Origin of the sequence: Anaerobacillus sp. CMMVII, assembly GCF_025377685.1 — a bacterium.
Taxonomy (GTDB): Bacteria; Bacillota; Bacilli; order Bacillales; family Anaerobacillaceae; genus Anaerobacillus.
In genome coordinates, this window is the sequence record NZ_JACEHK010000002.1 from 430,306 (window position 1) to 451,605 (window position 21,300).

At 35.1% G+C, this 21,300-nt stretch carries 16 protein-coding genes, 2 pseudogenes and 1 other annotated feature (1 of these 19 only partly in view); of the genes and pseudogenes, 15 read left to right on the forward strand and 3 right to left on the reverse strand.

All coding sequences use genetic code 11. The features are described 5' to 3' along the window. Window positions 1–120: a binding site (T-box leader), on the forward strand (it extends 108 nt beyond the left edge of the window). Between the two features lie 152 nt (window positions 121–272). Continuing rightward, window positions 273–1,534: pseudogene (tyrS, locus tag H1D32_RS06230) on the forward strand (tyrosine--tRNA ligase). 71 nt (window positions 1,535–1,605) lie between these two features. Here the strand turns inward: tyrS and H1D32_RS06235 are convergent. Continuing rightward, complete coding sequence (locus H1D32_RS06235) at window positions 1,606–1,890, reverse strand: c-type cytochrome (protein WP_261177369.1); 285 nt, start codon at window positions 1,888–1,890, stop codon at window positions 1,606–1,608. Between the two features lie 465 nt (window positions 1,891–2,355). Continuing rightward, window positions 2,356–2,958 carry a 30S ribosomal protein S4 gene (gene rpsD / locus H1D32_RS06240; protein ID WP_261177371.1) on the reverse strand — a complete coding sequence of 201 codons (603 nt, stop codon included), beginning with the start codon at window positions 2,956–2,958 and terminating at the stop codon, window positions 2,356–2,358. 839 nt (window positions 2,959–3,797) lie between these two features. Between rpsD and H1D32_RS06245 the strand changes: the two genes are divergently transcribed. The 8 genes and pseudogenes from H1D32_RS06245 to mbcS all read left to right on the forward strand — a co-directional run bounded on the left by H1D32_RS06245 (window position 3,798) and on the right by mbcS (window position 15,439). Next, window positions 3,798–6,122 (forward strand): sensor domain-containing diguanylate cyclase, encoded by a 2,325-nt coding sequence (locus H1D32_RS06245; RefSeq protein ID WP_261177372.1) that lies wholly within the window; start codon window positions 3,798–3,800, stop codon window positions 6,120–6,122. Between the two features lie 419 nt (window positions 6,123–6,541). Next, a complete protein-coding gene (gene refZ / locus H1D32_RS06250; protein WP_261177376.1) occupies window positions 6,542–7,192 on the forward strand; it encodes a forespore capture DNA-binding protein RefZ in 651 nt (216 codons plus the stop codon). A gap of 410 nt (window positions 7,193–7,602) precedes the next feature. Further along, window positions 7,603–9,300, forward strand: coding sequence for a septation ring formation regulator EzrA (ezrA, locus tag H1D32_RS06255; protein WP_261177378.1), 1,698 nt, complete (start codon window positions 7,603–7,605; stop codon window positions 9,298–9,300). A 477-nt stretch (window positions 9,301–9,777) separates the two neighbouring features. Next, entirely contained in the window at window positions 9,778–10,917 is a 1,140-nt protein-coding gene (locus tag H1D32_RS06260; protein WP_261177381.1) for a cysteine desulfurase family protein, read from the forward strand. A 4-nt stretch (window positions 10,918–10,921) separates the two neighbouring features. Next, window positions 10,922–12,127: a tRNA uracil 4-sulfurtransferase ThiI gene (thiI, locus tag H1D32_RS06265; RefSeq protein ID WP_261177383.1), complete on the forward strand. Its 1,206-nt coding sequence runs from the start codon at window positions 10,922–10,924 to the stop codon at window positions 12,125–12,127. Between the two features lie 284 nt (window positions 12,128–12,411). Next, window positions 12,412–12,621: an alpha/beta-type small acid-soluble spore protein gene (locus tag H1D32_RS06270; RefSeq protein WP_261177384.1), complete on the forward strand. Its 210-nt coding sequence runs from the start codon at window positions 12,412–12,414 to the stop codon at window positions 12,619–12,621. 178 nt (window positions 12,622–12,799) lie between these two features. Next, a pseudogene (tnpA, locus tag H1D32_RS06275) lies at window positions 12,800–13,288 on the forward strand (IS200/IS605 family transposase). Between the two features lie 570 nt (window positions 13,289–13,858). Further along, window positions 13,859–15,439, forward strand: a complete 1,581-nt coding sequence (mbcS, locus tag H1D32_RS06280) for an acyl-CoA synthetase MbcS (RefSeq protein ID WP_261177385.1) — start codon at window positions 13,859–13,861, stop codon at window positions 15,437–15,439. Window positions 15,440–15,504: 65 nt separating this feature from the next. Here mbcS and H1D32_RS06285 read toward each other — a convergent pair whose 3' ends face one another. Continuing rightward, window positions 15,505–16,308 (reverse strand): NAD kinase, encoded by an 804-nt coding sequence (locus H1D32_RS06285; RefSeq protein WP_261177387.1) that lies wholly within the window; start codon window positions 16,306–16,308, stop codon window positions 15,505–15,507. 120 nt (window positions 16,309–16,428) lie between these two features. Between H1D32_RS06285 and sppA the strand changes: the two genes are divergently transcribed. The 6 genes from sppA to H1D32_RS06315 all read left to right on the forward strand — a co-directional run bounded on the left by sppA (window position 16,429) and on the right by H1D32_RS06315 (window position 21,264). Beyond that, complete coding sequence (gene sppA, locus H1D32_RS06290) at window positions 16,429–17,433, forward strand: signal peptide peptidase SppA (RefSeq protein ID WP_261177390.1); 1,005 nt, start codon at window positions 16,429–16,431, stop codon at window positions 17,431–17,433. A 12-nt stretch (window positions 17,434–17,445) separates the two neighbouring features. Beyond that, window positions 17,446–17,928, forward strand: a complete 483-nt coding sequence (locus H1D32_RS06295; RefSeq protein ID WP_261177391.1) for an RDD family protein — start codon at window positions 17,446–17,448, stop codon at window positions 17,926–17,928. A gap of 79 nt (window positions 17,929–18,007) precedes the next feature. Further along, window positions 18,008–18,685, forward strand: a complete 678-nt coding sequence (locus H1D32_RS06300) for a DUF2953 domain-containing protein (RefSeq protein WP_261177393.1) — start codon at window positions 18,008–18,010, stop codon at window positions 18,683–18,685. Window positions 18,686–18,697: 12 nt separating this feature from the next. Further along, window positions 18,698–19,144 (forward strand): GerW family sporulation protein, encoded by a 447-nt coding sequence (gene ytfJ / locus H1D32_RS06305; protein ID WP_261177394.1) that lies wholly within the window; start codon window positions 18,698–18,700, stop codon window positions 19,142–19,144. Window positions 19,145–19,589: 445 nt separating this feature from the next. Further along, entirely contained in the window at window positions 19,590–20,090 is a 501-nt protein-coding gene (tpx, locus tag H1D32_RS06310) for a thiol peroxidase (RefSeq protein WP_261177397.1), read from the forward strand. Between the two features lie 262 nt (window positions 20,091–20,352). Further along, window positions 20,353–21,264: a class I SAM-dependent methyltransferase gene (locus H1D32_RS06315; protein ID WP_261177399.1), complete on the forward strand. Its 912-nt coding sequence runs from the start codon at window positions 20,353–20,355 to the stop codon at window positions 21,262–21,264. Window positions 21,265–21,300 lie beyond the last annotated feature (36 nt).

Genomic DNA, 21,300 nt, shown 5'->3' on the forward strand with positions numbered 1-21,300 from the left:
TTTGTGAACAGTTTTTAGCTCAAGTAACAAAGGACGGAACAAACCGTTATATTTCCGAGGTGGAAGGTAAAAATTTACTTTCAACAAGGGTGGTACCGCGACAATAAGCTCGTCCCTTTTTTAGGGATGGGCTTTTTTCTATTTATACTTTAAACGAAACTTGGTAACACATTAAAGTATAAGAATAAACTAAGGCGTACTTCATCAAAGAGAATAGCCCAGTTTTTCTAATAGAGTCTATTATTATGAGTAAAAGAGAAGGAGCGAAAGAAATGAATTTGTTAAATGATTTAGAGTATCGCGGCTTGATTAATCAAGTAACAGACCTTGATGGTTTATCAAAGCAACTAGAAGAAGGGCAAATGACTCTTTATTGTGGTTTTGATCCGACTGCAGATAGCTTGCATATTGGTCACTTACTAACTGTACTAACATTGCGACGTTTTCAACTTGCTGGAAACAAGCCACTTGCACTAGTTGGGGGTGCTACTGGATTAATTGGAGACCCTAGTGGAAAAAAAGCAGAAAGAACACTAAATGAAAAAGAAATTGTTGCTCAATTTAGTAATCGAATAAAAAATCAACTATCAAAATTTTTAGATTTTGAAGGTGGAAATCAAGCGAAAATTGTTAATAATTATGACTGGATTAGCAAACTAGATGTAATTACATTTTTACGTGATGTAGGAAAGAATTTTGGTATTAACTACATGCTTGCAAAGGATTCAGTGGAATCTAGAATTCAATCAGGAATTTCATTCACTGAATTTAGTTATATGATTTTACAATCATACGACTTTTTGAAGTTGTTTGAGCAAGAAAATTGTCGCCTGCAAATTGGAGGAAGTGACCAGTGGGGGAATATTACCGCAGGTTTAGAATTAATTCGAAAATCTACTAATGAGGAAGGGAAAGCATTTGGTTTTACAATTCCATTAGTAACAAAAAGTGATGGAACTAAATTCGGTAAAACAGAAGGTGGCGCTATCTGGCTTGATGAAGAAAAAACATCACCTTATGAGCTTTATCAATTTTTTATTAACACTGATGACCGCGATGTTGTTAAGTTTTTAAAATACTTTACGTTCTTGTCCCATGAAGAAATTGATACCTTAGCTGAGGAAGTTGCGACAGCTCCTGAAAAGCGAAGTGCACATCGTAAATTAGCAGAAGAGGTTACAAAACTAGTACATGGTGAAGAAGCATTGCAGCAAGCCATTCGAATTTCCGAGGCGCTTTTTAGTGGAGAAATTGCAAACCTAAACGCCGCTGAGATTAAACAAGGGTTTAAAGATGTTCCATCCTATGAATGTGCAAAAACAGAAATTAGCCTGTTAGAACTATTAGTAGCAGCTAAAATCGCGCCATCAAAGCGTCAAGGTAGAGAAGACATTCAAAATGGTGCAGTCTACCTTAACGGTGAGCGGATCACAGATTTAGAAAAGTTATTTCTAAAGCTGATCGTATTGACGATGAATTTACAATTATCCGTCGTGGAAAGAAGAAGTATTACTTAATTAAGTACAGTTTATAGTAAGTTATGAGTGGAGAGTTTTGAGTGAAAGGTTTTGTTTCGGAGCAAAACCTTTCACTCAAAACTCAAAACTATTTTTGTTTTGCAACCCAGGTTGCTACTCTTTCTGCATTTTCGCCAGTAAGTATGTTGGCAGGCATATTTATTTCTCCGTTATGAATACTATTTAAAATGTCTTTTTTCTTTAAACCACGTATCCCAGAAGCTAATCCTGTTCCATTTAACTCCAGACCATGACACCCCGCGCAATTCTTGTTAAACAGTGTAATTGTCTCATTTTCTCTTTGAATAGCAGCTTCACTTTGACAAGCCACTAAGAAGATACTGCAAAAAATTAAAATAACAGTTTTTTTCATAAAATACACCTCAACTACCTTTTTCACATTTTCTTAAATTGTACCAGCACTTTAAAGAAAAGTGTAGAGTGTAAAGTTTACAAACAGTGTAGAGATTAGAGTTTAGAGTGTATAGTTTTTGAAAGTAATGCTACGAGGCAAGATTAGATTTAGCGCTTTGCACTCTAAACCATGCGAATCTTTTCCTTTTTGTCTATTTTCAACGCGTAGCCCCAGAGGCAAAGTGTTATCGAGCATAACCCGAGCCAATTTCGGAAAGGGTCGGGCTAGAAAATAGAAATTCATTCTGAACCTAGGTAAAGTTCGTAAAGGATTAGGCTGGAAGTAAAGAGTAACACTTGAAGTGAACAAAATCAGTTGTACTCTCGGGACTTACAGGCTTCCCTGAAATACTTGCATAACTCTAGACTTTACACTTTGAACTCTAAACTAAAAAAAGCCACGCGGATGCGTGACTTTTTTTGATTAACGTGAGTAGAACTCAACGATAAGAGCTTCTGTAACTTCAGCAGGTAACTCAGAACGCTCTGGTAAGCGTGTATAAGTTGCTTCAAGTTTCTCTTCGTTGAAATCAAGATATGCTGGCACGAAGTTGTTTACTTCTAAAGCATCCTTAACTGCAGTTAGGTTCAATGACTTTTCACGAACGCTAATTGTTTGACCTGGTCTTACACGGTAAGAAGGAATATCTACACGTTTCCCATCAACCATTACGTGACCGTGGTTAACTAATTGGCGAGCTCCACGACGAGTACGAGCTAATCCCATTCTGTAAACTAGGTTATCCAAGCGAGACTCAAGTAAAATCATGAAGTTTTCACCGTGGATACCAGCCATCTTACCAGCATCATCAAAAATGCGACGGAATTGACGCTCGTTTACTCCGTACATGTGACGAAGCTTTTGCTTTTCTTGAAGTTGAAGACCATATTCTGAGATTTTTTTTCTTTGGTTAGGACCGTGTTGTCCTGGTACGTATGGACGCTTTTGTAATTCTTTTCCTGTTCCGCTTAATGAAATCCCTAAGCGACGAGATAATTTCCAAGATGGACCTGTATAACGAGCCATGAATGACTCCTCCTCTGTTATTTTAGTATTGATAAAATAACAACAGTTTTTAGTAATCCCTTCAAAAGCTCATTTATATTCATGCACTTTCGCTTCGACAGCTGGAAGTTACACAATGCACCTCATAAGAGTTTCAGCCGCTGTTAATGAGGTATAAAATGAGAAGAGTGTCAATTGAAGTTTACCTTGGCTGTCTTATTTTACACAAAGAATAGTATATGTTTATTATTATCGAAAGTCAAGTAACTTAAGAATAATGATTTAATAAAAAGGGTAATTCAGCAAAATATTAGCTTAAATAATTTGATAATGCTGTTTTCGTAAACTTTGTTGCTTTTAGGTCGTAACCAAGCATTCGCTTGGTTACGACCTAAAAGCTAATAGCAACAATCTATTAGAAAAGAGTGTTTGATAAAGATATTTTTGTAAAAGATGTTGCATTTTGCTTCGGACGTTTTAGCAAAAATTGTTGTGTTTAAATTCGGGTTATGAAGTGATGATTCACTGTCGCGGGCGTCTCTTCTAACTTAGAACTTTGGGTTTCAATATAGAATACATTTATTATTAAATAGCAACCAAGATTATTAAAAGAGCCTGTTATATTACTTACTTTCTAAAAAGTAAAAATTTCACCAGAGAAAAAGAAAATTAACCAACTTCCATAAATGAAATATATTTGTAAAGTAGGTATAATAGAAATTACATAATCTTTTTACAGTAGATATAGAATATGAGGTTTTAGAATCTGTAAAAAAATAGATTTTTATAGTAAAAATTGACTAGTTAAAATATAATGAAAACAAAGTGAAATGATTGTGAAATGATGGGTGGTGAGCTTAATGATAAAAGGATATCAAAGTAATATTAATTTTTCCAAGTTATTCCATGTGACATTTGACCTAGATTTACAAATGGAAGAAAGATTTTCATCTGCTATTTTCTTTTTAGCCAATATTGATGGTCAATTAATTACGATGCGCGAAGTAGGTGGGTACGCCTCTGGAGTAATCGAGGTCATCTATGGTTTAGGTAGCAAATTAATTACGGAGCAACTACCTTTTGAAACGAATAATTATCTTATTGATGCAGTTCCAATTACACTTCAACAAAACGGTGAAAGCTGGACTGGTTATTTTGGACTGGTTTTATCCAAAGATGAGGGCAATACTGAAATTGTTCGTTCATTATTATTAGGCTTTAAGCAATCCCTTATCATGACTACTAGTTACCTTGAAATTAAACAGGACTTAGATGTTCTGCAGAAAAAAGAAAATATCGATCAAATGCTTGCTAAGTTATTAAAGGAAACTAAATATACAGACAGTCTCGAGATTTTTGTATATGCGTTACTAGAGAAATTGAAAAAAATAGTTACTATTGGTGACTTTGCACTATTGCTTCCAAACCGGAATGAAGATTTGCTTATCCCGAGATTTGCTACGCATTCAAGCATACTCGATAATAAACAAGATTATATCCTTCCATATAATGAGATCATTGAAGCTGTAAATCGACTTGAAAATGATGAGGTTCGGGTACTGACGAATACATCGGGTATTAAATTAGCCGCTTTAAAAGATAAGTTTGAAAATTTTGAAGTAGTTCCTCTTGAGAAAAACGGAAAACTATTTGGGGTGCTAATTTATCATAATTGTGTTCAACAAGGAAAGAATTATGGTCAGTTGAAAAGTTGTGTACTAGATTTGATTTACGAGTCAGCTAGTCTTATCTATAAGTTACTAACGTTTGAGAATGTATTGAAGGAACAAAAGCGAAGGGAACTTTTGCTTCAGGTAACAAAAAAATTTCATTCATCCATGGATGTTAGTGCCATTTTAAGAGAAATCATTGAAGCTTTAAACGAAGTGTTTCCCTCTTTCGACATTCATCTATTGCTATCTCATGAATGGGAGGTCAGTGATGATTTACCAATTATGCAATTGAGTTATAGCAAGGATCAGGAAAATGAGGTAGCAACGAATGCGTACCTAACCGGAAAAATTCAAATTGAGGATAGCATAATAAAACGGAGATCAATTGTTTATGCGCCGTTGCGTGGAAAACAAGGTGTTTACGGTATTTTGAAAATAATAGCCAGTGATTCCTTTGTTTTTCCTGAGCATGAAATCGATTTTATTGAAGTGTTAGCGGATACTGGTGGTAACGCCATTGAAAATGCGGAACTTTACCAACAATCTAGACAGCTGGTTGAAGACCTTCAGTTAATAAATAAGACATCGCATCAAATAAATTCTAATTTGCGGTTATCAGATACTATTAGCTTTATGACAAAGCAAATTAAATCATCATTTCATGCACAAGAGATTGGATTTTTCATGTTCCGACCAAATGGTGATATTGAAGTAATAGATGGTAGCACAAACTATTTCCTAAAGGAAACAAGTCTAAATGAGATCAACGCATTTTGTGATCAAATAAAGAGAGACAAAGATGCACTATTTATCGGTGATCTTACAGCTCAAGTACCTTACCTATTGAGACCTTTTCGCTCGTTTCTAGCTGTGCCAATGGTACAAAGTGGTGAACTAAAAGGTGCTGTTTTTATTGTTCACGAACATGCTTATCATTTTTCTTTTAATAAATTTAAATTATTGCAGTCGCTTATTCACCACTCTACGCTCGCTTTCACAAATTCAATGTTACACGAAGAGTTGGAGAAATTAGTGATTACTGACCATCTAACTAGACTTTATGCTAGAAATTTTTTGGATGAAAAAATTGAGGTTTTTATGGAACAAGATGCATATGGGTGCTTCGTTTTATTTGACATTGATAACTTTAAACAAATAAATGATCTATACGGTCACCAAGTGGGTGATGACATTATTATTCAAGTAGCAAATATTATAAAGAGGAATATTAAAAGTACCGACATAGCTGCAAGATGGGGAGGCGAAGAACTGGCAGTTTATCTCCCAAAAGTAGACCATAAAGTAGGGAAAGTTGTAGCAGAAAGAATCCGTCGTAAGGTGGCTGAAGAGACAAGTCCGTCAGTCACAATATCCTGTGGCATATCCGACTGGAGGCAGGTTCATAATGAGAAATCATTGAAATCTTTGTTCAATCAGGCTGATAAAGCTTTATATATGGCTAAACGTTCAGGTAAAAACCTGGTGGTCATTCATGATGAGAAAGTGGACTAGGGTTATTTCATAAGGCTGTTTTTTCAAAGATTGTAGCTTTTTGATTAAGGAGTTTTGCACCTGAAACGCTAAGGTCCGGGAAATCTTTTCCCTACTTCTGACTTGTAAGGGAAAGTAAATCTGAATATGCAACTAACGCTTTAATTAGACACAATAATGAAAAGAGCCTTCATAGGGACAATGTTGTATGGTAGAAAGCATTCAACATTGTTCTTTTTTCGTCTTTTTTCGACGTTAGATTAGTGGATACCAGTTTTATTTGCAGAAAGTCCGTAAAAATAGCACTAATTGTAGAAATATCTTTTGTGACTGTCGAGAAAAAATAGCAGGATATAACGATTATTTTTTGAAAATTAATAGGTAGGTAAACACGGCAGCGAAAAACATACAGGAATAAAAAATAAGGTAGGTGAATGATTATGGAAAAAGGCGAAATTACGAAACGTAAAGTGATGGAAGCAGCGGTATCCTTATTTAATGTTAAGGGGTACAGTGGAACGTCGATAAGGGCCATCGCAGAAAAAGCGGGGGTAAATGTAGCGTTAATTTCCTATTATTTTGGAAACAAACAAGGACTTATGGAAAAATTGATGATCGAGTTTTTGGAAGGCTATACGATGAATATCGAAAAAGAATATCAAAATCTGAATTCTTCCTCTGCGAAGCAATGTTTGAACGTTATTGTAGAAAATCTCCTGAAATATCAACAGCAAAATCATCACCTGGCGAGGTTTGTTCACCGTGAAGTAACGTTAGATTCCACCTTGGTTAGAGAACTGATGATGACCTACTTTATGAGAGAAAAACATTATCTTAAAGCAGTAATTGAAACTGGTATAAAACGAAAAGAATTTAACCACATTTCTAGTGATTTCGTAGCTATACAAATAAGAGCGTTAGTAACAATGCCTTTTTCTCAACCTCAATACATTCGCGAGATCTACCATTTAAGTCCAAATGAAAATTACTTTGTTCAAAAGTATTTACAGCATATTGAAAAATGGTTAAATGAGTTTTTATATAAGGAAACACTTTATAAAAAACAACTTAATATTGTTTCGGCGAAATAACGCAAAGGATTCCTTACAATCTATAGAGGTAAGTATAGATATGGTAAGCTAAATTCCTTTGTCTTTTTTTGTTTGAATAACGCTCTCTTCTAAAAGATTGTTGCTATAAGCTTTATTTGTTTTCACTATTATTTTCTATGTTAACTTGATTTAGTTTAATGTAATTCAATCAAATTGGTAGAGAAATAAAAATTTTAAACTAATTAAATGATGTAAAAGTAAGCGATATACAAAAATTACAAAAACATTTTAAAAAAATAAGTCAAAATTTGTTTATTCGTGGTATCATGTTATTATCGAAAATTATCGATTTATATACCATCATAAATAAATACATAGAATTTTGGATGAAACTAGTAAACTCGGTTTTTAAATAATAGATAAACAATGATATAGATGGAGGCTTAATCATGCTGCAATATTTTATTTACGCAATTTTGATAGTGATTTTAGCTATTATTATATATGGCGCAATTTCAAGAAAAAAAGTATATAGTGATGTCGATCGGCTTGAGGCCTGGAAAATTCAGATCATGAATAAACCTGTCACAGATGAAATTGCCAAAATAAAGGGCTTGAACATGTCGGGTGAGACAGAAGAGAAGTTTGAAACCTGGCGCAACAAGTGGGATGAAATTCTAACCTTAAAATTACCTGACCTAGAAGAAAGACTTTTTGATGTAGAAGAAGCAGCCAATAAATATCGCTTTGTCAAAGCGAAAAATATGTTAAGAAACATTACTGATGAGTTAAGTAATATTGAAGAAGGACTACAAGAAATGTTAGCTGATGTCAATCACTTAATTAATAGTGAAGAAGACAATCGTCAACAAATTGATGATATTCGAAAAGTCTACAAGGAACTAAAAAAATATTTTAATCAGAATAAAAATCTTCTAGGGTCAACAGCTTATGCATTTGAAAATAGGCTTGGAGAGATTGAAAAGTCATTTACTGATTTTGAATCGGCAACGAAAGAAGGGAACTATTTTGAGGCTCGAGAAATACTGCTGATGATGAAAGAGCAAATTACTCTCGAAAAGTCGAAAATCGATGAAGTTCCTAAAATCCTTGTGCAAATTGAAACAGAAGTACCTTCACAATTAGAGGAACTATCTCAAGGTATAATTGAAATGGAAAATGAAGGCTATATTATTGAACATTTTACTTTCAAGAGTGACATAAGGGAAATGCAAAGCCAATTATATAAGCTTCTACCCGTACTAGAAAAAGGTAACACGGAAGATGCTGGTCAAGTAATTCAAGAGATGTATAAAGAAATTGATCATATCTACGATGTCCTTGAGCAAGAGGTCTTGGCGAAACAATTTGTTAATTACGAAATTGTAACCTTGAGGGAAGCTGCGGAAGCTTTAAGAGTGGAATTCTATGAGTTAAAGGCCGATGTTGAGACGATTAAACAAAGCTATCGAATTCCAGAGGAAGAATTGAAAACTCATTTAAAGCTAGAAAAGCAAATAAAAGAATTGCTAAATAAGCTATGTGTTATTGAAGATACAGCAGCTAACAATAAACAATCAAATATTACGATTAAAAGATCAATTGAGGAACTTAACCTCGAACTAGAAGAGCGCCAAGCTACGCTTGAAGAGTGTAACGAAGCACTGACGTCTTTGCGAAGTGATGAACTTAAAGCACAAGAAATGTTAAAAGAATTAAAAGGTAAAATTCGCCAGGGGCAACGCTTAATTAAAAAAAGCAATATCCCAGGTCTACCCGAAGTGATTTTAGAGAAATTGGATGAAGCTCAGACGAGTTTACTTACTGCTACTGAAAAACTAGAAAAAATCCCTCTGGTTATGAGTGATGTGAGTGATTCGATGGAAGAGGTTCTAGAAACAGTAAATGAAGTTTACGACTTAATCTCAAAAACAATTGAACAAGCCCTTTCGGCAGAACGGGTCATTCAATACGGAAATCGATTTAGAAGTCATAATACCTATATCCACGTAGAACTTCTAAGGGCTGAGGAAGCTTTTAGATTTTATCAATATGAAGAAGCGTTGGAAATTGCTTTAAGAGCGATTAAGGAAATTGACCCACAAGTTCTAGCAAGGATAAATTCATACACATTGGAAAAGGTTTAGCCCCAGGAAGAGTCCTGAAAAAGTCAGCGTTTAAGAAGGACTTTTATCAGGACTCTCATAGGCTAGCCTTTTTTTATATAGAATATCTCCTCAATTGGTTTTTCCATATAATTATTGTTTTTAAAAACCAACGAAATCTTAAGCTTTCTCTTTACATAAGGCTGTTTTCACAAAGTTTATTGCTTTCGTAAAAATCCCAAAAGCCGGATTTTTACACGTTAATACTAAGAATTAACTACTTGTTTAGTCAGTAGTGCTCTTTTCTTACTAAATTTATTGGGTGATATCGTCATCTAAGAGATTTTTTCAATTATTTTTAGGTTAAAAAACAACAATGTTTTAGAAAAGAGCTTTACATATTGAGTTCACGCTTAATGAGAAAACATTGTTTTTCTCATATACAAGTTTTATTTTAATCGCGATTTAGTTATGATATTATAATTAAATGCAATGGAAGTTTAAAGGAGTTTAATTATAATGATATACTTTGACAACAGTGCAACAACAAAGCCTTATAAAGAGGTGCTCGAAACATATAGCAAAGTGTCAGAAGTTTATTTTGGTAATCCCTCTTCTCTACATACTCTCGGAAAAGAGGCTGAAATGCTGTTGGATCAAGGAAGAGATCAAATAGCCAAGCTTCTTAAAGTGAATAAAAAGGAGATTGTCTTTACTTCTGGTGGAACAGAGGGAAATAACCTAGCAATCAAAGGAATAGCTCTTGAGCATAAAAATCGTGGGAAGCATTTAATTACGACTCACGTCGAACATGCTTCTAATTATGAAGCGTTCGCTCAATTGGAAAAACTAGGTTATGAGGTAACTTATTTACACGTAAATGAATCAGGAGAAATTTCAATAGATGAATTAAAAAATGCACTAAGGGACGATACAATTCTTGTTTCAATGATCCATGTGAACAATGAACTTGGATCAATCCAACCTATAAAAGAAGTTGGTGAATTATTAACAGCGTATCCTAAAGTATATTTCCATGTTGATCACGTACAAGGAATGGCAAAAGTACCTCTATTCTTTAAAGATTGCCATATTGACTTATGTACGATTTCAGGGCATAAATTTCATGGGCCAAAAGGAACTGGTGTACTATACATTCGTCAAGGTATTAAATTATTTTCATTATTTACCGGTGGCGTACAAGAGCATAACTTCCGTGCGGGAACAGAAAATATACCTGGTTACGTTGCTATGGCCAAAGCGCTTAGAATTTCAATGGAAAAATATGTTGAAAAAAAGCTCCATTTAGTCCAACTTCGCCAACAATTAGTTGACTCTCTTAATGAGATAGAGGGTGTTGTCGTCAATAGTCCAACAAATGGCGCCCCACATATTGTTAATTTTTCATTGCCTGGAATTAAGCCAGAGGTTGTCATTCAAGCTTTAGGAGAACGAAAAATGTATGTGTCAACGAAATCCGCCTGTTCTTCTAAATTGTCTGAACCAAGTCGCATCTTAATGGTCACTGGAGTAGGAGAAGCACGAGCAATAAGTGCCATTAGAGCAAGTTTTTCATTTGAAAATACAGTAGAAGAAGTAACAGAATTTGTTGAAGCATTAAAAATTATTTATTCACAATTAAAAGAAGTAATGAGGTAATCAAATGAACTATAATCATATTGTGATTCGCTATGCAGAACTAGCTCTAAAAGGAAAAAACAGGTCTCAATTCGAGAGAAGACTTCAAGAGAATATTAAAATTGCGTTAAAGCCATTTCCGAATGCAAAAATTGAACGAACATACGGAAGAATGTTTATTCATTTGAATGGTGAAAACCACGAACTGATAGCTGAAAAACTCTCTAAAGTCTTTGGTATTCATTCGTTTAGTATTGCAGTGAAAGTTGAAAACACGTTAGAAAAGATTCAGGACGGTGCTCTTAGGGCCCTCACAGAAGTATTATCTGGAAAGAAAACGTTTAAAGTTTCTGCTAAACGTGCAAATAAAGGATTTCCAATAAATTCTCAAAAGTTAAATTTTGAAGTAGGTGGCTATCTATTAGAACATACAGAAGGACTTACTGTAGATGTTCATAATCCAGATATAGAAGTTAAGGTTGAAGTTCGTGAAACAGCCACGTACATCTCTTGTGGTGTTTATAAAGGGTCCGGTGGTTTACCAGTTGGTACAGGTGGAAAAGTCGTGTTAATGCTATCAGGTGGAATTGATAGTCCTGTTGCTGGTTATTTAGCGATGAAACGTGGCGTAAAAATTGAAGCGATCCATTTCCATAGTCCACCATATACAAATGAACGTGCAAAACAAAAGGTTATTGACTTAACAAAGGTATTAACTGAATATGGCGGAAAAATCCGCCTTCATGTAGTTCCTTTTACAAAAACACAAATGGAAATTCATAAAGTTGTACCAGGTAACTATACAATGACAGTTATGCGAAGAATGATGCTAAGAATTAGCGAAAGAATTGCTATGCAACAAAAGGCATTTGCAATTACAACTGGAGAAAGTCTTGGACAAGTAGCTAGCCAAACATTGCATAGTATGCATACAATAAACGAAGTGACAAACATGCCTGTTCTTCGTCCGTTAGTTACGATGGACAAGTTAGAGGTCATTGATGTGGCTCAGAAAATTGGGACATTTGATTTATCAATTCTTCCTTATGAAGATTGTTGTACGATTTTCTTACCGCCTGAGACCAGTACAAAACCATTGAGGGATAAAGCTAATAGGTATGAAGAGAAATTAGATATTGAAGGACTAATTGAGGAAGCTATAGCTAATCTAGATAGCTTTGACATATCTCCTGGAGTCGAACTAAGTAAGCAATTTGAAGACTTATTATAAAGGCTCTTTTCTAAAACAGTGTTGCTTTTTAACCTAAATTTATTGGAAAAATTCTTTATATGGAGATATCATCCAATAAATTTAGTGAGAACAGAGCAATACTTACTAGATAAGTAGTGAAATTTAAGTGTGTATGTGTAAAAATCCGGCTTTTGGGATTTTTACGAAAGCAACAAACTTTGCGAAAAGAGCTTATATAATAACTTGAAACAATTACCAACAAAAAAGAAGTATTGATTTGCCTTCTTGTACACATCATATGTTTACAAGGGAGGTGAGATACAATGGCAACTAACAACAATAGTTCAAACCAACTTTTAGTACCTGGAGTTCAACAAGCTCTAGATCAAATGAAGTATGAAATTGCTTCTGAATTTGGTGTTCAATTAGGACCAGATGCAACTTCTCGCGCTAACGGTTCAGTTGGTGGGGAAATTACGAAGCGTTTAGTTCAAATGGCTGAGCAACAATTAGGCGGCGGTTACCAACAATAATTAAATAAATGGCTGTGAGAGATGACCAATGGTCATCTCTCTTTTTTTGTGAAAATGAAAACCCTAGGCTCGGCCTAGGGTTCCAAAAAGCTTCCAGCGAGGTATTAAAAAAACTCCACCGTGGTGCTAAAATATATTTGGTTCGCCAACCAATATATCAAGCAAACGGGGGAGTTTTATGTCAAAAGACATTAACAGTTTAGCACATACAAAATGGAATTGTAAGTATCACATTGTATTTGCACCAAAGTATAGAAGACAAGTAATATACGGAAAATTAAAGAAAGATATAGGAGAAATATTAAGAACATTATGCGAAAGAAAAGGAGTTGAAATAATCGAAGCAACCGCATGTAAGGATCATGTACATATGCTAGTAAGTATTCCACCCAAAATAAGTGTGTCCTCATTTGTTGGGTATTTAAAAGGAAAAAGTAGTTTGATGATCTTTGATAGGCACGCAAATTTGAAGTATAGATATGGAAATCGGAAATTTTGGTGTACTGGCTTTTATGTAGATACGGTAGGAAGAAATAAGAAAGTCATTTAAGAATACATTAAAAATCAAATACAAGATGATATAGTCGCAGAACAGTTAAGTTTATTAGAGTACGTTGATCCATTTACAGGAGAAGAAGTGAACAAAGGAAAGAAGAGGATAAAATAGGCCTTTGAGGTCTGGCCAGTAGAAGTAGTACAAATGGCGAACCGTTCAGTAGCCCTTTAGGGCCTGGTCAGTAACAAAGGCTTTCAGCCGCAGAACAAACCACCCGTTGTCACGGGTGGTTTTGATTGAAAGATAAGAATGTATAAAATTTCAACGTAATAACTGTCTAGCTCCACCGCCCAGCCCCTCGAGGTCAAATAACCTTCGAGAATAAAAGTGAAAGAGCACACTTTTTTTCTCGAAGAACATTTGCTAGTCGGGGCTTAACAGGGCGCTTGCGCTTTTCTTAAAAGATAAGAAAGTATATGCGTTTTTAGTACTTGGTGTCTAGCTTCAGGCGCCATCGGCTCGAGGTCAAATAACCTGCCAGATATAAAAGTGAAAAGCGCACTTTTAATCTGACAGAACATTTGCTTGTCGCCGATAGGCGGGCGCCTTGCGCTTTTCTTACTTTGCTGTCCTAATTTTTCTTATAAAGGAAAAAAATTTAAATTTATAAAAAATAATATTCAAAAAAATCATTATATTCTGTATAATAAAGGGGAGTGTTAATCTAAGGGGGAGAATTATATGGAACGAAAACAGTTAATTGCTCCAGAGACATACAATATATCACAAGAATTTGAGAAGTTTAAAGTTGTTGACCGGCTTGCTGTAAAATGTATAGCTGAGGACGGAGAGGTTAAAACAATCTCCTATGCAGAACTAACTGAAAAAGCGAACCAATTTGCAAACGCTTTAATTAATCAAGGCATTGAGAAAGGTGAGCGAGTGCTCGTTCTGCTTCCAAGAAGTATTGATGCATATATTACCTATTTCGCTTGTTTAAAAGCTGGTATTGTTGTTATCCCTTGTTCTGAAATGTTAAGAGCGAAAGATTTAACTTATCGTATTAATCATGGTGAAGCAAAAGCAGTTATCTCTTATCATTTATATGTTGACGAAGTTGATAAGATTGATGAGGCAATACCAAGTTTGGCTTATAAGTTTGTGGTTGGAAATGATGTAGAAGGTTGGTTAAGGTTAGATCAACTTGCAAGTAATGAGAGCCTGGAATTTGAATGCGCTAAGACTAGTCGCGATGATATGGCATTTCTATCGTACACATCTGGAACAACAGGCAATCCTAAAGGGGTTGTACATACACATGGATGGGGATTTGCTCATATCGAAGTTGCATCAAAAATGTGGCTAGATGTTAAAGAAGGAGAAACTGTTTGGGCTACTGCAGGTCCTGGGTGGCAAAAATGGATTTGGAGTCCTTTCCTTTCTACGCTTGGTTTAGGCGCTACTGCTTTGGTCTATCAAGGGAAGTTTGACCCCAATAAGTATCTCCAAACTCTTCAAGAAAACGAAGTTAACGTAATGTGTTGTACTCCAACAGAATATCGATTAATGGCTAAGGTTGATAACATTAGTGATTATAAACTAGATAACTTAAGAAGCTCTGTATCTGCTGGGGAACCGCTAAACAGAGAGGTAATAGATACGTTTAAACGAGAGTTCAATGTTGATGTCCGTGATGGTTATGGGCAAACGGAAAATACTTTATTAGTTGGAACGTTATTAGGAATGGAAATTAAGGCTGGTTCAATGGGAAAACCGACACCTGGTAATCAAGTGGAGATTATTAACGAAGATGGTGTACCTGTTGCCATTGGCGAAGTTGGAGATATTGCAGTTCATAAAGATGCACCTGCTTTATTTAAGCAGTATTACAAGGATCCTGAAAGAACTGCCATGGCGTATCGCGGGGATTATTATGTTACTGGTGACCAAGCGAGAATGGATGAGGATGGCTACTTCTGGTTTGAAGGGCGAAATGATGACATTATTATTAGTTCTGGATATACAATTGGCCCATTTGAAGTTGAAGACGCTCTTACAAAGCATCCTGCAGTTAAGGAATGTGCGGTTGTTGCAAGTCCTGATGAAGTTCGTGGAAATGTCGTAAAAGCGTTTATTGTTCTTAGGAATCCTGATCTTGCCGGTGATACTCTAGTAAAAGAACTGCAAGAACATGTTAAAACTCTAACGGCTCCTTATAAATATCCAAGAAAAGTTGAATTTGTTAGCGACCTTCCAAAAACAATCTCGGGGAAAATCCGTCGTGTGGAGTTAAGGAAACAAGAACAGGCATTGAAAAAATAAATAACAAGAGCAGGTAGCTGGCTACCTGCTCTTGTTATTTATTTTCGTTTTTGAAGTATTAGGGATCATTTCAAGAAAGTCTTTTGAACTCTTTGGAAAAATGAATTATTTTTAAGCTTTAACATTTTAATTTGTTTTTCAGCCAATGAAATTTTAATATCATGACAATGCCTGATACTTAATGCTTCATTATCTGCTCCGATAATCGGATGATCATTACCGTCTTGAACGACTTTTAATGTCAATGAGCTTTCGCCACTCAAAATTAAAGGTGAACCTAATGTACGGAATTCATTGTTATTGAGGGATGCAATTTCTGTAAGTTGTAATGCTTTAATTCTAGGGTCGACAATTGCCCCACCTAAAGATTTATTGTATGCTGTACTTCCGGTTGGGGTGGATACAACTAGGCCATCGCCACGGAATGTTTCTAAATAAACATCATCAATGAAAACATCTATTACAAAAGTACGAATAACATTTGAGCGAATTGAACATTCGTTGAAACAGTAAAAAGGATTTTCACCGTTAACGCTTACTTCAATTGTTGGATTTTTTCGAACTTCAACTTGTTCATTCTCCATAGCCTCAATTATTGACTGTATGTCATTAAGTGAAAAGTCTGTATAGAAGCCTAGATGATCACCGGTATTAATTCCTAAATAAAGGCAGTCCTCTTGGAACTCAGTTTTTCTTAGGGCTTGTAAAAATGCACCATCCCCACCTATGCTGACGATAATGTTAGCTTGCCGATAATCAGAAACAATTGTGAAATTATATTGTTTGGCAATCTCCTTTAATGGAGCGATCTTTTCTTCTACTTCTTTTGTAGGTTTGTAAAACAAATAGACGTTTCTGCGTGTAGGCATTTCATTCTCTCCTTTTTCTTCGGTTGCACGTTTTGATATAGTAACACTAACACTATTATTTCTTTATTTTTTAGGAAAATCCTGCTTTATTTAATAAAATTATGACAAGGGGTTGTTAAAATGAGTAGTAAACGCTGGATTGCATTGGGGTTAGCCTTTTCACTTTTTTTTCTTTCAATTGGAATTCGTTCATTGACTTCAGGATTAACTAGCGATTGGACAGGTTTATTTGGTGCTGAAACGGAAGAAATTTGGGTTGAAAAAACAATTGAAAAGGGTAATGGTAATGGGAAGATTGCTGTTTTATATGTAAATGGAGTCATTGAAGAAGGTTCAGGAGCTCCTTCTATTTTTGATTCCGCTACCTATAATCACCGCCACTTTATGGCAATGTTACGTCATGCAAGTCAAGATCCGCAGGTTGATGGCATAATCATTCGTGTTAATTCACCAGGCGGAGGAGTAGTAGAGAGCGCTGAAATTCATGATCTAATTTTAGAAGTACAAGAAGAATACCGCAAACCAGTTTACATTTCTATGGCTAGTATAGCAGCTTCAGGTGGTTATTATATTGCAGCCCCTGCTGATAAAATTTTCGCAAATGAAGCTACAATTACAGGTTCATTAGGTGTTATTATGCAAACGATAAATATCAGTGAATTAGCAGAAAATCATGGAGTTCGCATGGATACAATCAAAAGTGGTATCTATAAAGACATTATGTCACCGTTACGAGAAATGACTGATAGTGAAAGAGCAATTCTTCAATCAATTATCGATGATTCTTACGAAAAATTTGTTGAAGTCATTGCAAATGGTCGTAATATGGATCGAAACCAAGTGCTTAAACTTGCTGATGGTAGAATTTATTCAGGTAGGCAAGCATTAGAAGTAGGTTTAGTAGATGACCTTGGAAATCTTGACCATGTTATTGAGGTTTTAAGAGATGATATTGGAAGAGGGGAGATAGATGTAATTAGATATGAAGCTCCGTTTAGTTTCCCAGGGTTTTTAACCATGACAACTCAAAAACTTGTTTTAAAACAACAAGACCCATTGGGTTTGAAACAACTTTTAGAATACTCTAATTCACCAAGCTTAATGTATATGTACAATATGGAATAGGTGGTGTTGATCATGGATAAGTTTAGTTCAGAAGATGAAAGAAAGTTAAAAGAACATAGTATTTCATATCGATATGCAGGGTTCTGGATGAGATTTTGGGCATATTTATTGGACCTAGTAGTAGTAGCCAGTATCAACCGAATTTTAATTGCTCCATTTCTTGTCTTCGCAAATATTCAAGGGATAGAAATAGGCTTCATTTCTCTAGAGATGTTGATAATGTCGATAGTCACTTTTTTATACTTTCTAGTGTTAACAAAGAATTGGGGACAGACTATTGGAAAGCGAGTGTTTGGTTTAAAGGTTATTAGCAATACGGCACAACCATTAACTTGGTCAGCAGTGCTTTTCCGTGAAGTTATTGGAAGGTATATTTTACAGGCATTTACACTTACATATATTCTCTATATAATTGTGCCATTTCAGAAGAAAAAACAAGGATTGCACGACATGATTGGTGATACATACGTTGTTCATGAGGAAATCATTATGTAGCATGTTTGAAAAAATCCACTTTTTTTGTTTATTTTCAATTCGACAAGGTGATAATGAATGGAAGAAGGAGGAATTTGCCATGCATTGGATTTGGTGGGTAGTAATTTCGATTTTGCTTTTTATCATTTTACTCCCTTTTGCAAAAATAACTGTAAATCTTACCTATTATCATGAACAAGATAATGATGAACTGAAGGTAAAAATATCTACTTTCTTCGGCTTAGCCTCCTATAGAATCAATGTTCCAGTGTTGAAAATTGATGAAGATTCACCTTCGATCATTGTAAAAGAAGAACAGCATTCTGCAATTGGTGATAAAGAAAAAATAGAAAAATTTACCCCAGAAAGAATTATTAATGATATTCGTAAAGTGAAAGATTTCCTAAGGCATGTTATTGGCTTTCATAAAATTGTTAAAAGGTTTCTCAGGAAAATGTCAATAACAAAATTTAGTTGGAAAAGCATCGTTGGATTAGGAGATGCAGCGTTAACGGGTACGTTGGTTGGTGGTGTTTGGGCAGTAAAAGGAAGTACTCTTGGAATTATAGCTCATTATATGAAACTAAAAGTTGTACCTACAATTGAGGTTCATCCAAATTTTCAAAAGTTAACTTCACACACCGAGCTAACATGTATTATTTCTTTTCGGCTAGGGTATGCTATAATCGCAGGTTTACAAATCATTAAACATTGGAAAAAGAGGCCAATGTTTACAAGTGATGAAAATCTCTACGAGCAGAACGGTATATCAGGTTAGGAGGAGACAATAATGTCAGAACATCCAATTCAAGGCTTAATGAAAACGGCTATGGAAAACATCAAGGAAATGGTTGATGTAAACACAATCGTAGGAGATCCAGTTGAGACTCCGGATGGAAGTGTCATCATTCCAGTGTCAAAGGTTGGGTTTGGTTTCGCTGCTGGAGGTAGTCAGTTTGTAATTGATAAAACAACTACAGGCACCGATGACAAACAGCATCCGTTTGGCGGAGGTAGTGGTGGTGGTGTTTCAATCACACCAATTGCGTTCTTAATTGTTAGTGCTTCAGGTGTAAAGATGGTTCATTTAGATGAAAATACCCATCTTTATGAAAAATTAATGGATTTTGCACCACAGGTAGTTGAAAAAATTCAACAGATGATGAATGGTAATGGGAAGCAAAATCAAACTCCAACAACTGAAGTAAATATTTCAGCTGATAAATTAGATCTTTAAAAAGTTAAGGCTAACGCTCTCCAGGCGATTAGCCTTAGTTTTTTTTAGTTAAAAAAATATTTACGTTTTCAGTAGATAATGCCTAGCTCCACCGCCCAGCCCCCCCGAGGTCAAAAACACGTGTTGTTCACTTAAATCCTGCCTTGTTGCCCAGTAGGTCCGCGAGGCAAAGCTGTATGGAGAAACTCTAGAAGTAACACATGTTGTGAATGAGGTTAGCCTGACTTAATAGGAGCTTGCGCCTTTCTCTTATCAGATTAGCCCACCACTTTCAATTTGGCAGAACTGAATTTCTCCTTAAAGTCTACGTCTTCCATTTTTCTTAATGAAACTTCTTCCTTTGTTTGTACCAAAAAAGTGCTTAAAAGCATATTTCTTGAATATTTTTAAATTTGCTACTATATTTAACAATGAGATATGTTAATTTATGAGGAGGAACATAAAAATGGCAAATGTTACATTTAAAGGAAATCCAATTACACTATTAGGAAATGAAGTAAAGGTAGGGGACGTTGCTCCTAATTTCACAGTTTTGGCAAATGACTTAACACCAGTCACTTTAGAGAGTTTGAAGGGAAATGTAACTGTTATTAGTGTTGTTCCATCAATTGATACGGGAGTTTGTGATGCGCAAACTCGTCGTTTTAACGAAGAGGCTGCAAACCTTGAAGGGGTAAATATCATAACAATAAGTGTAGATTTACCTTTCGCTCAGAAGCGTTGGTGCGGTGCTGCTGGAATTGATAAAGTTCAAACCTTATCTGACCACCGTGAACTTTCTTTTGGAAAAGCGTTCGGGGTAGCTATTGAAGAATTACGTTTATTGACTAGATCTGTCTTTGTTTTAAATAAAGAGGGTGAGGTTGCTTATGCAGAATACGTACCAGAAGCAACAGATCATCCAAACTACGAAGCACCAATTCTCGCTGCAAAAGCTTTATTGTAGTATTAGTAAAAAAACAGACGCCTAGGTGTCTGTTTTTTTTAGATAGATCAGGTGTTTTTTGGGATTTCCAAAGGTGTTAATGCAGAGGTATGTGCTTTTAATTGAATTAATTTATATAAATTTACGAAAAGAGCCCTATATAAAGTCTTTTTAATAAAAAAATGTATATCCTTCTTCTCTTGTTGGAATAAAAGAGGTAGAATGGAGAAATTGAGAAAGGAGTGAAGAAGTTGATTCGAAATTTAGATCTTGAAACTTTTTTATGAAATTAGATGAGAATACTGAAAAAATTCAAAATGATCGTGATCTTACATATTTAGAAGCTCTTATACATACTGGAGAAATGTTATTTCAAGAAAATAAACAGTCTTTAGATTTTGATTTTGAGGAATTAACAAAAGAACAAATCCGTAAATCCTTGCAATTGGCGATATTAAAAGGAATGAAAGAAGCTATTCAACCGAATCATGTTATGACACCTGATGCTGTTTCCTTATTTATGGGTTATCTGGTGAATAAACTAACAGAAAAAAATGAGGTTATTCGGATATTAGACCCTGCAGTAGGTTCTGGAAATTTATTAACAGCCATTTTAAATCATACTACAAAACCAGTCTATAGCTTTGGTGTGGAACCTGATGAAACTTTACTAAAGCTTGCTTACGTTAGTGCTAATTTGCAACAGCATAAGATTGAACTTTTTCACCAAGATAGTTTAATGGATATCTTAGTTGATCCTGTGGATATAGTTGTAGGAGACTTGCCAATTGGGTATTACCCAAATGAAGAGGTAGCTAATCGTTATCAGTTAAAATCAAAAGAAGGTATGTCATACACTCATCATTTAATGATCGAACAATCATTAAATTATGCAAAGGAAGGCGGTTTTTTAGTATTTTTAATACCGAATTTCATATTTGAATCTGATCAAGCAAAGCAATTGCATAGTTTTATTAAGGAGCATGCACATATCTATTCATTACTACAATTGCCAACATCCATGTTTAAAGAGAAAAAACACGAGAAAAGTATCTTTATACTAAGGAAAAAAGGTGAAGGAATTAAAGCGCCTAGCCAGGCCTTATTAGCGGAATTACCAACATTCTCAAATAAACAAGCTTTAGGAGAAATGGTAACCAGTATAAATAATTGGATTGAACTAAATATAAAGTGAAAATAGTGAGAAAGTACCTCTCTGTGTGAAGCTCAT

Coding starts and splice junctions, on each gene's coding strand:
- H1D32_RS06260 (WP_261177381.1), top strand. CDS start 9,778: ATGATATACTTTGACAACAGTGCAACAACAAAGCCTTATAAAGAGGTG.
- refZ (WP_261177376.1), top strand. CDS start 6,542: ATGGAAAAAGGCGAAATTACGAAACGTAAAGTGATGGAAGCAGCGGTA.
- tpx (WP_261177397.1), top strand. CDS start 19,590: ATGGCAAATGTTACATTTAAAGGAAATCCAATTACACTATTAGGAAAT.
- sppA (WP_261177390.1), top strand. CDS start 16,429: ATGAGTAGTAAACGCTGGATTGCATTGGGGTTAGCCTTTTCACTTTTT.
- H1D32_RS06270 (WP_261177384.1), top strand. CDS start 12,412: ATGGCAACTAACAACAATAGTTCAAACCAACTTTTAGTACCTGGAGTT.
- H1D32_RS06295 (WP_261177391.1), top strand. CDS start 17,446: ATGGATAAGTTTAGTTCAGAAGATGAAAGAAAGTTAAAAGAACATAGT.
- thiI (WP_261177383.1), top strand. CDS start 10,922: ATGAACTATAATCATATTGTGATTCGCTATGCAGAACTAGCTCTAAAA.
- H1D32_RS06300 (WP_261177393.1), top strand. CDS start 18,008: ATGCATTGGATTTGGTGGGTAGTAATTTCGATTTTGCTTTTTATCATT.
- H1D32_RS06245 (WP_261177372.1), top strand. CDS start 3,798: ATGATAAAAGGATATCAAAGTAATATTAATTTTTCCAAGTTATTCCAT.
- ytfJ (WP_261177394.1), top strand. CDS start 18,698: ATGTCAGAACATCCAATTCAAGGCTTAATGAAAACGGCTATGGAAAAC.
- mbcS (WP_261177385.1), top strand. CDS start 13,859: ATGGAACGAAAACAGTTAATTGCTCCAGAGACATACAATATATCACAA.
- rpsD (WP_261177371.1), bottom strand. CDS start 2,958: ATGGCTCGTTATACAGGTCCATCTTGGAAATTATCTCGTCGCTTAGGG.
- H1D32_RS06235 (WP_261177369.1), bottom strand. CDS start 1,890: ATGAAAAAAACTGTTATTTTAATTTTTTGCAGTATCTTCTTAGTGGCT.
- H1D32_RS06315 (WP_261177399.1), top strand. CDS start 20,353: ATGAAATTAGATGAGAATACTGAAAAAATTCAAAATGATCGTGATCTT.
- H1D32_RS06285 (WP_261177387.1), bottom strand. CDS start 16,308: ATGCCTACACGCAGAAACGTCTATTTGTTTTACAAACCTACAAAAGAA.
- ezrA (WP_261177378.1), top strand. CDS start 7,603: ATGCTGCAATATTTTATTTACGCAATTTTGATAGTGATTTTAGCTATT.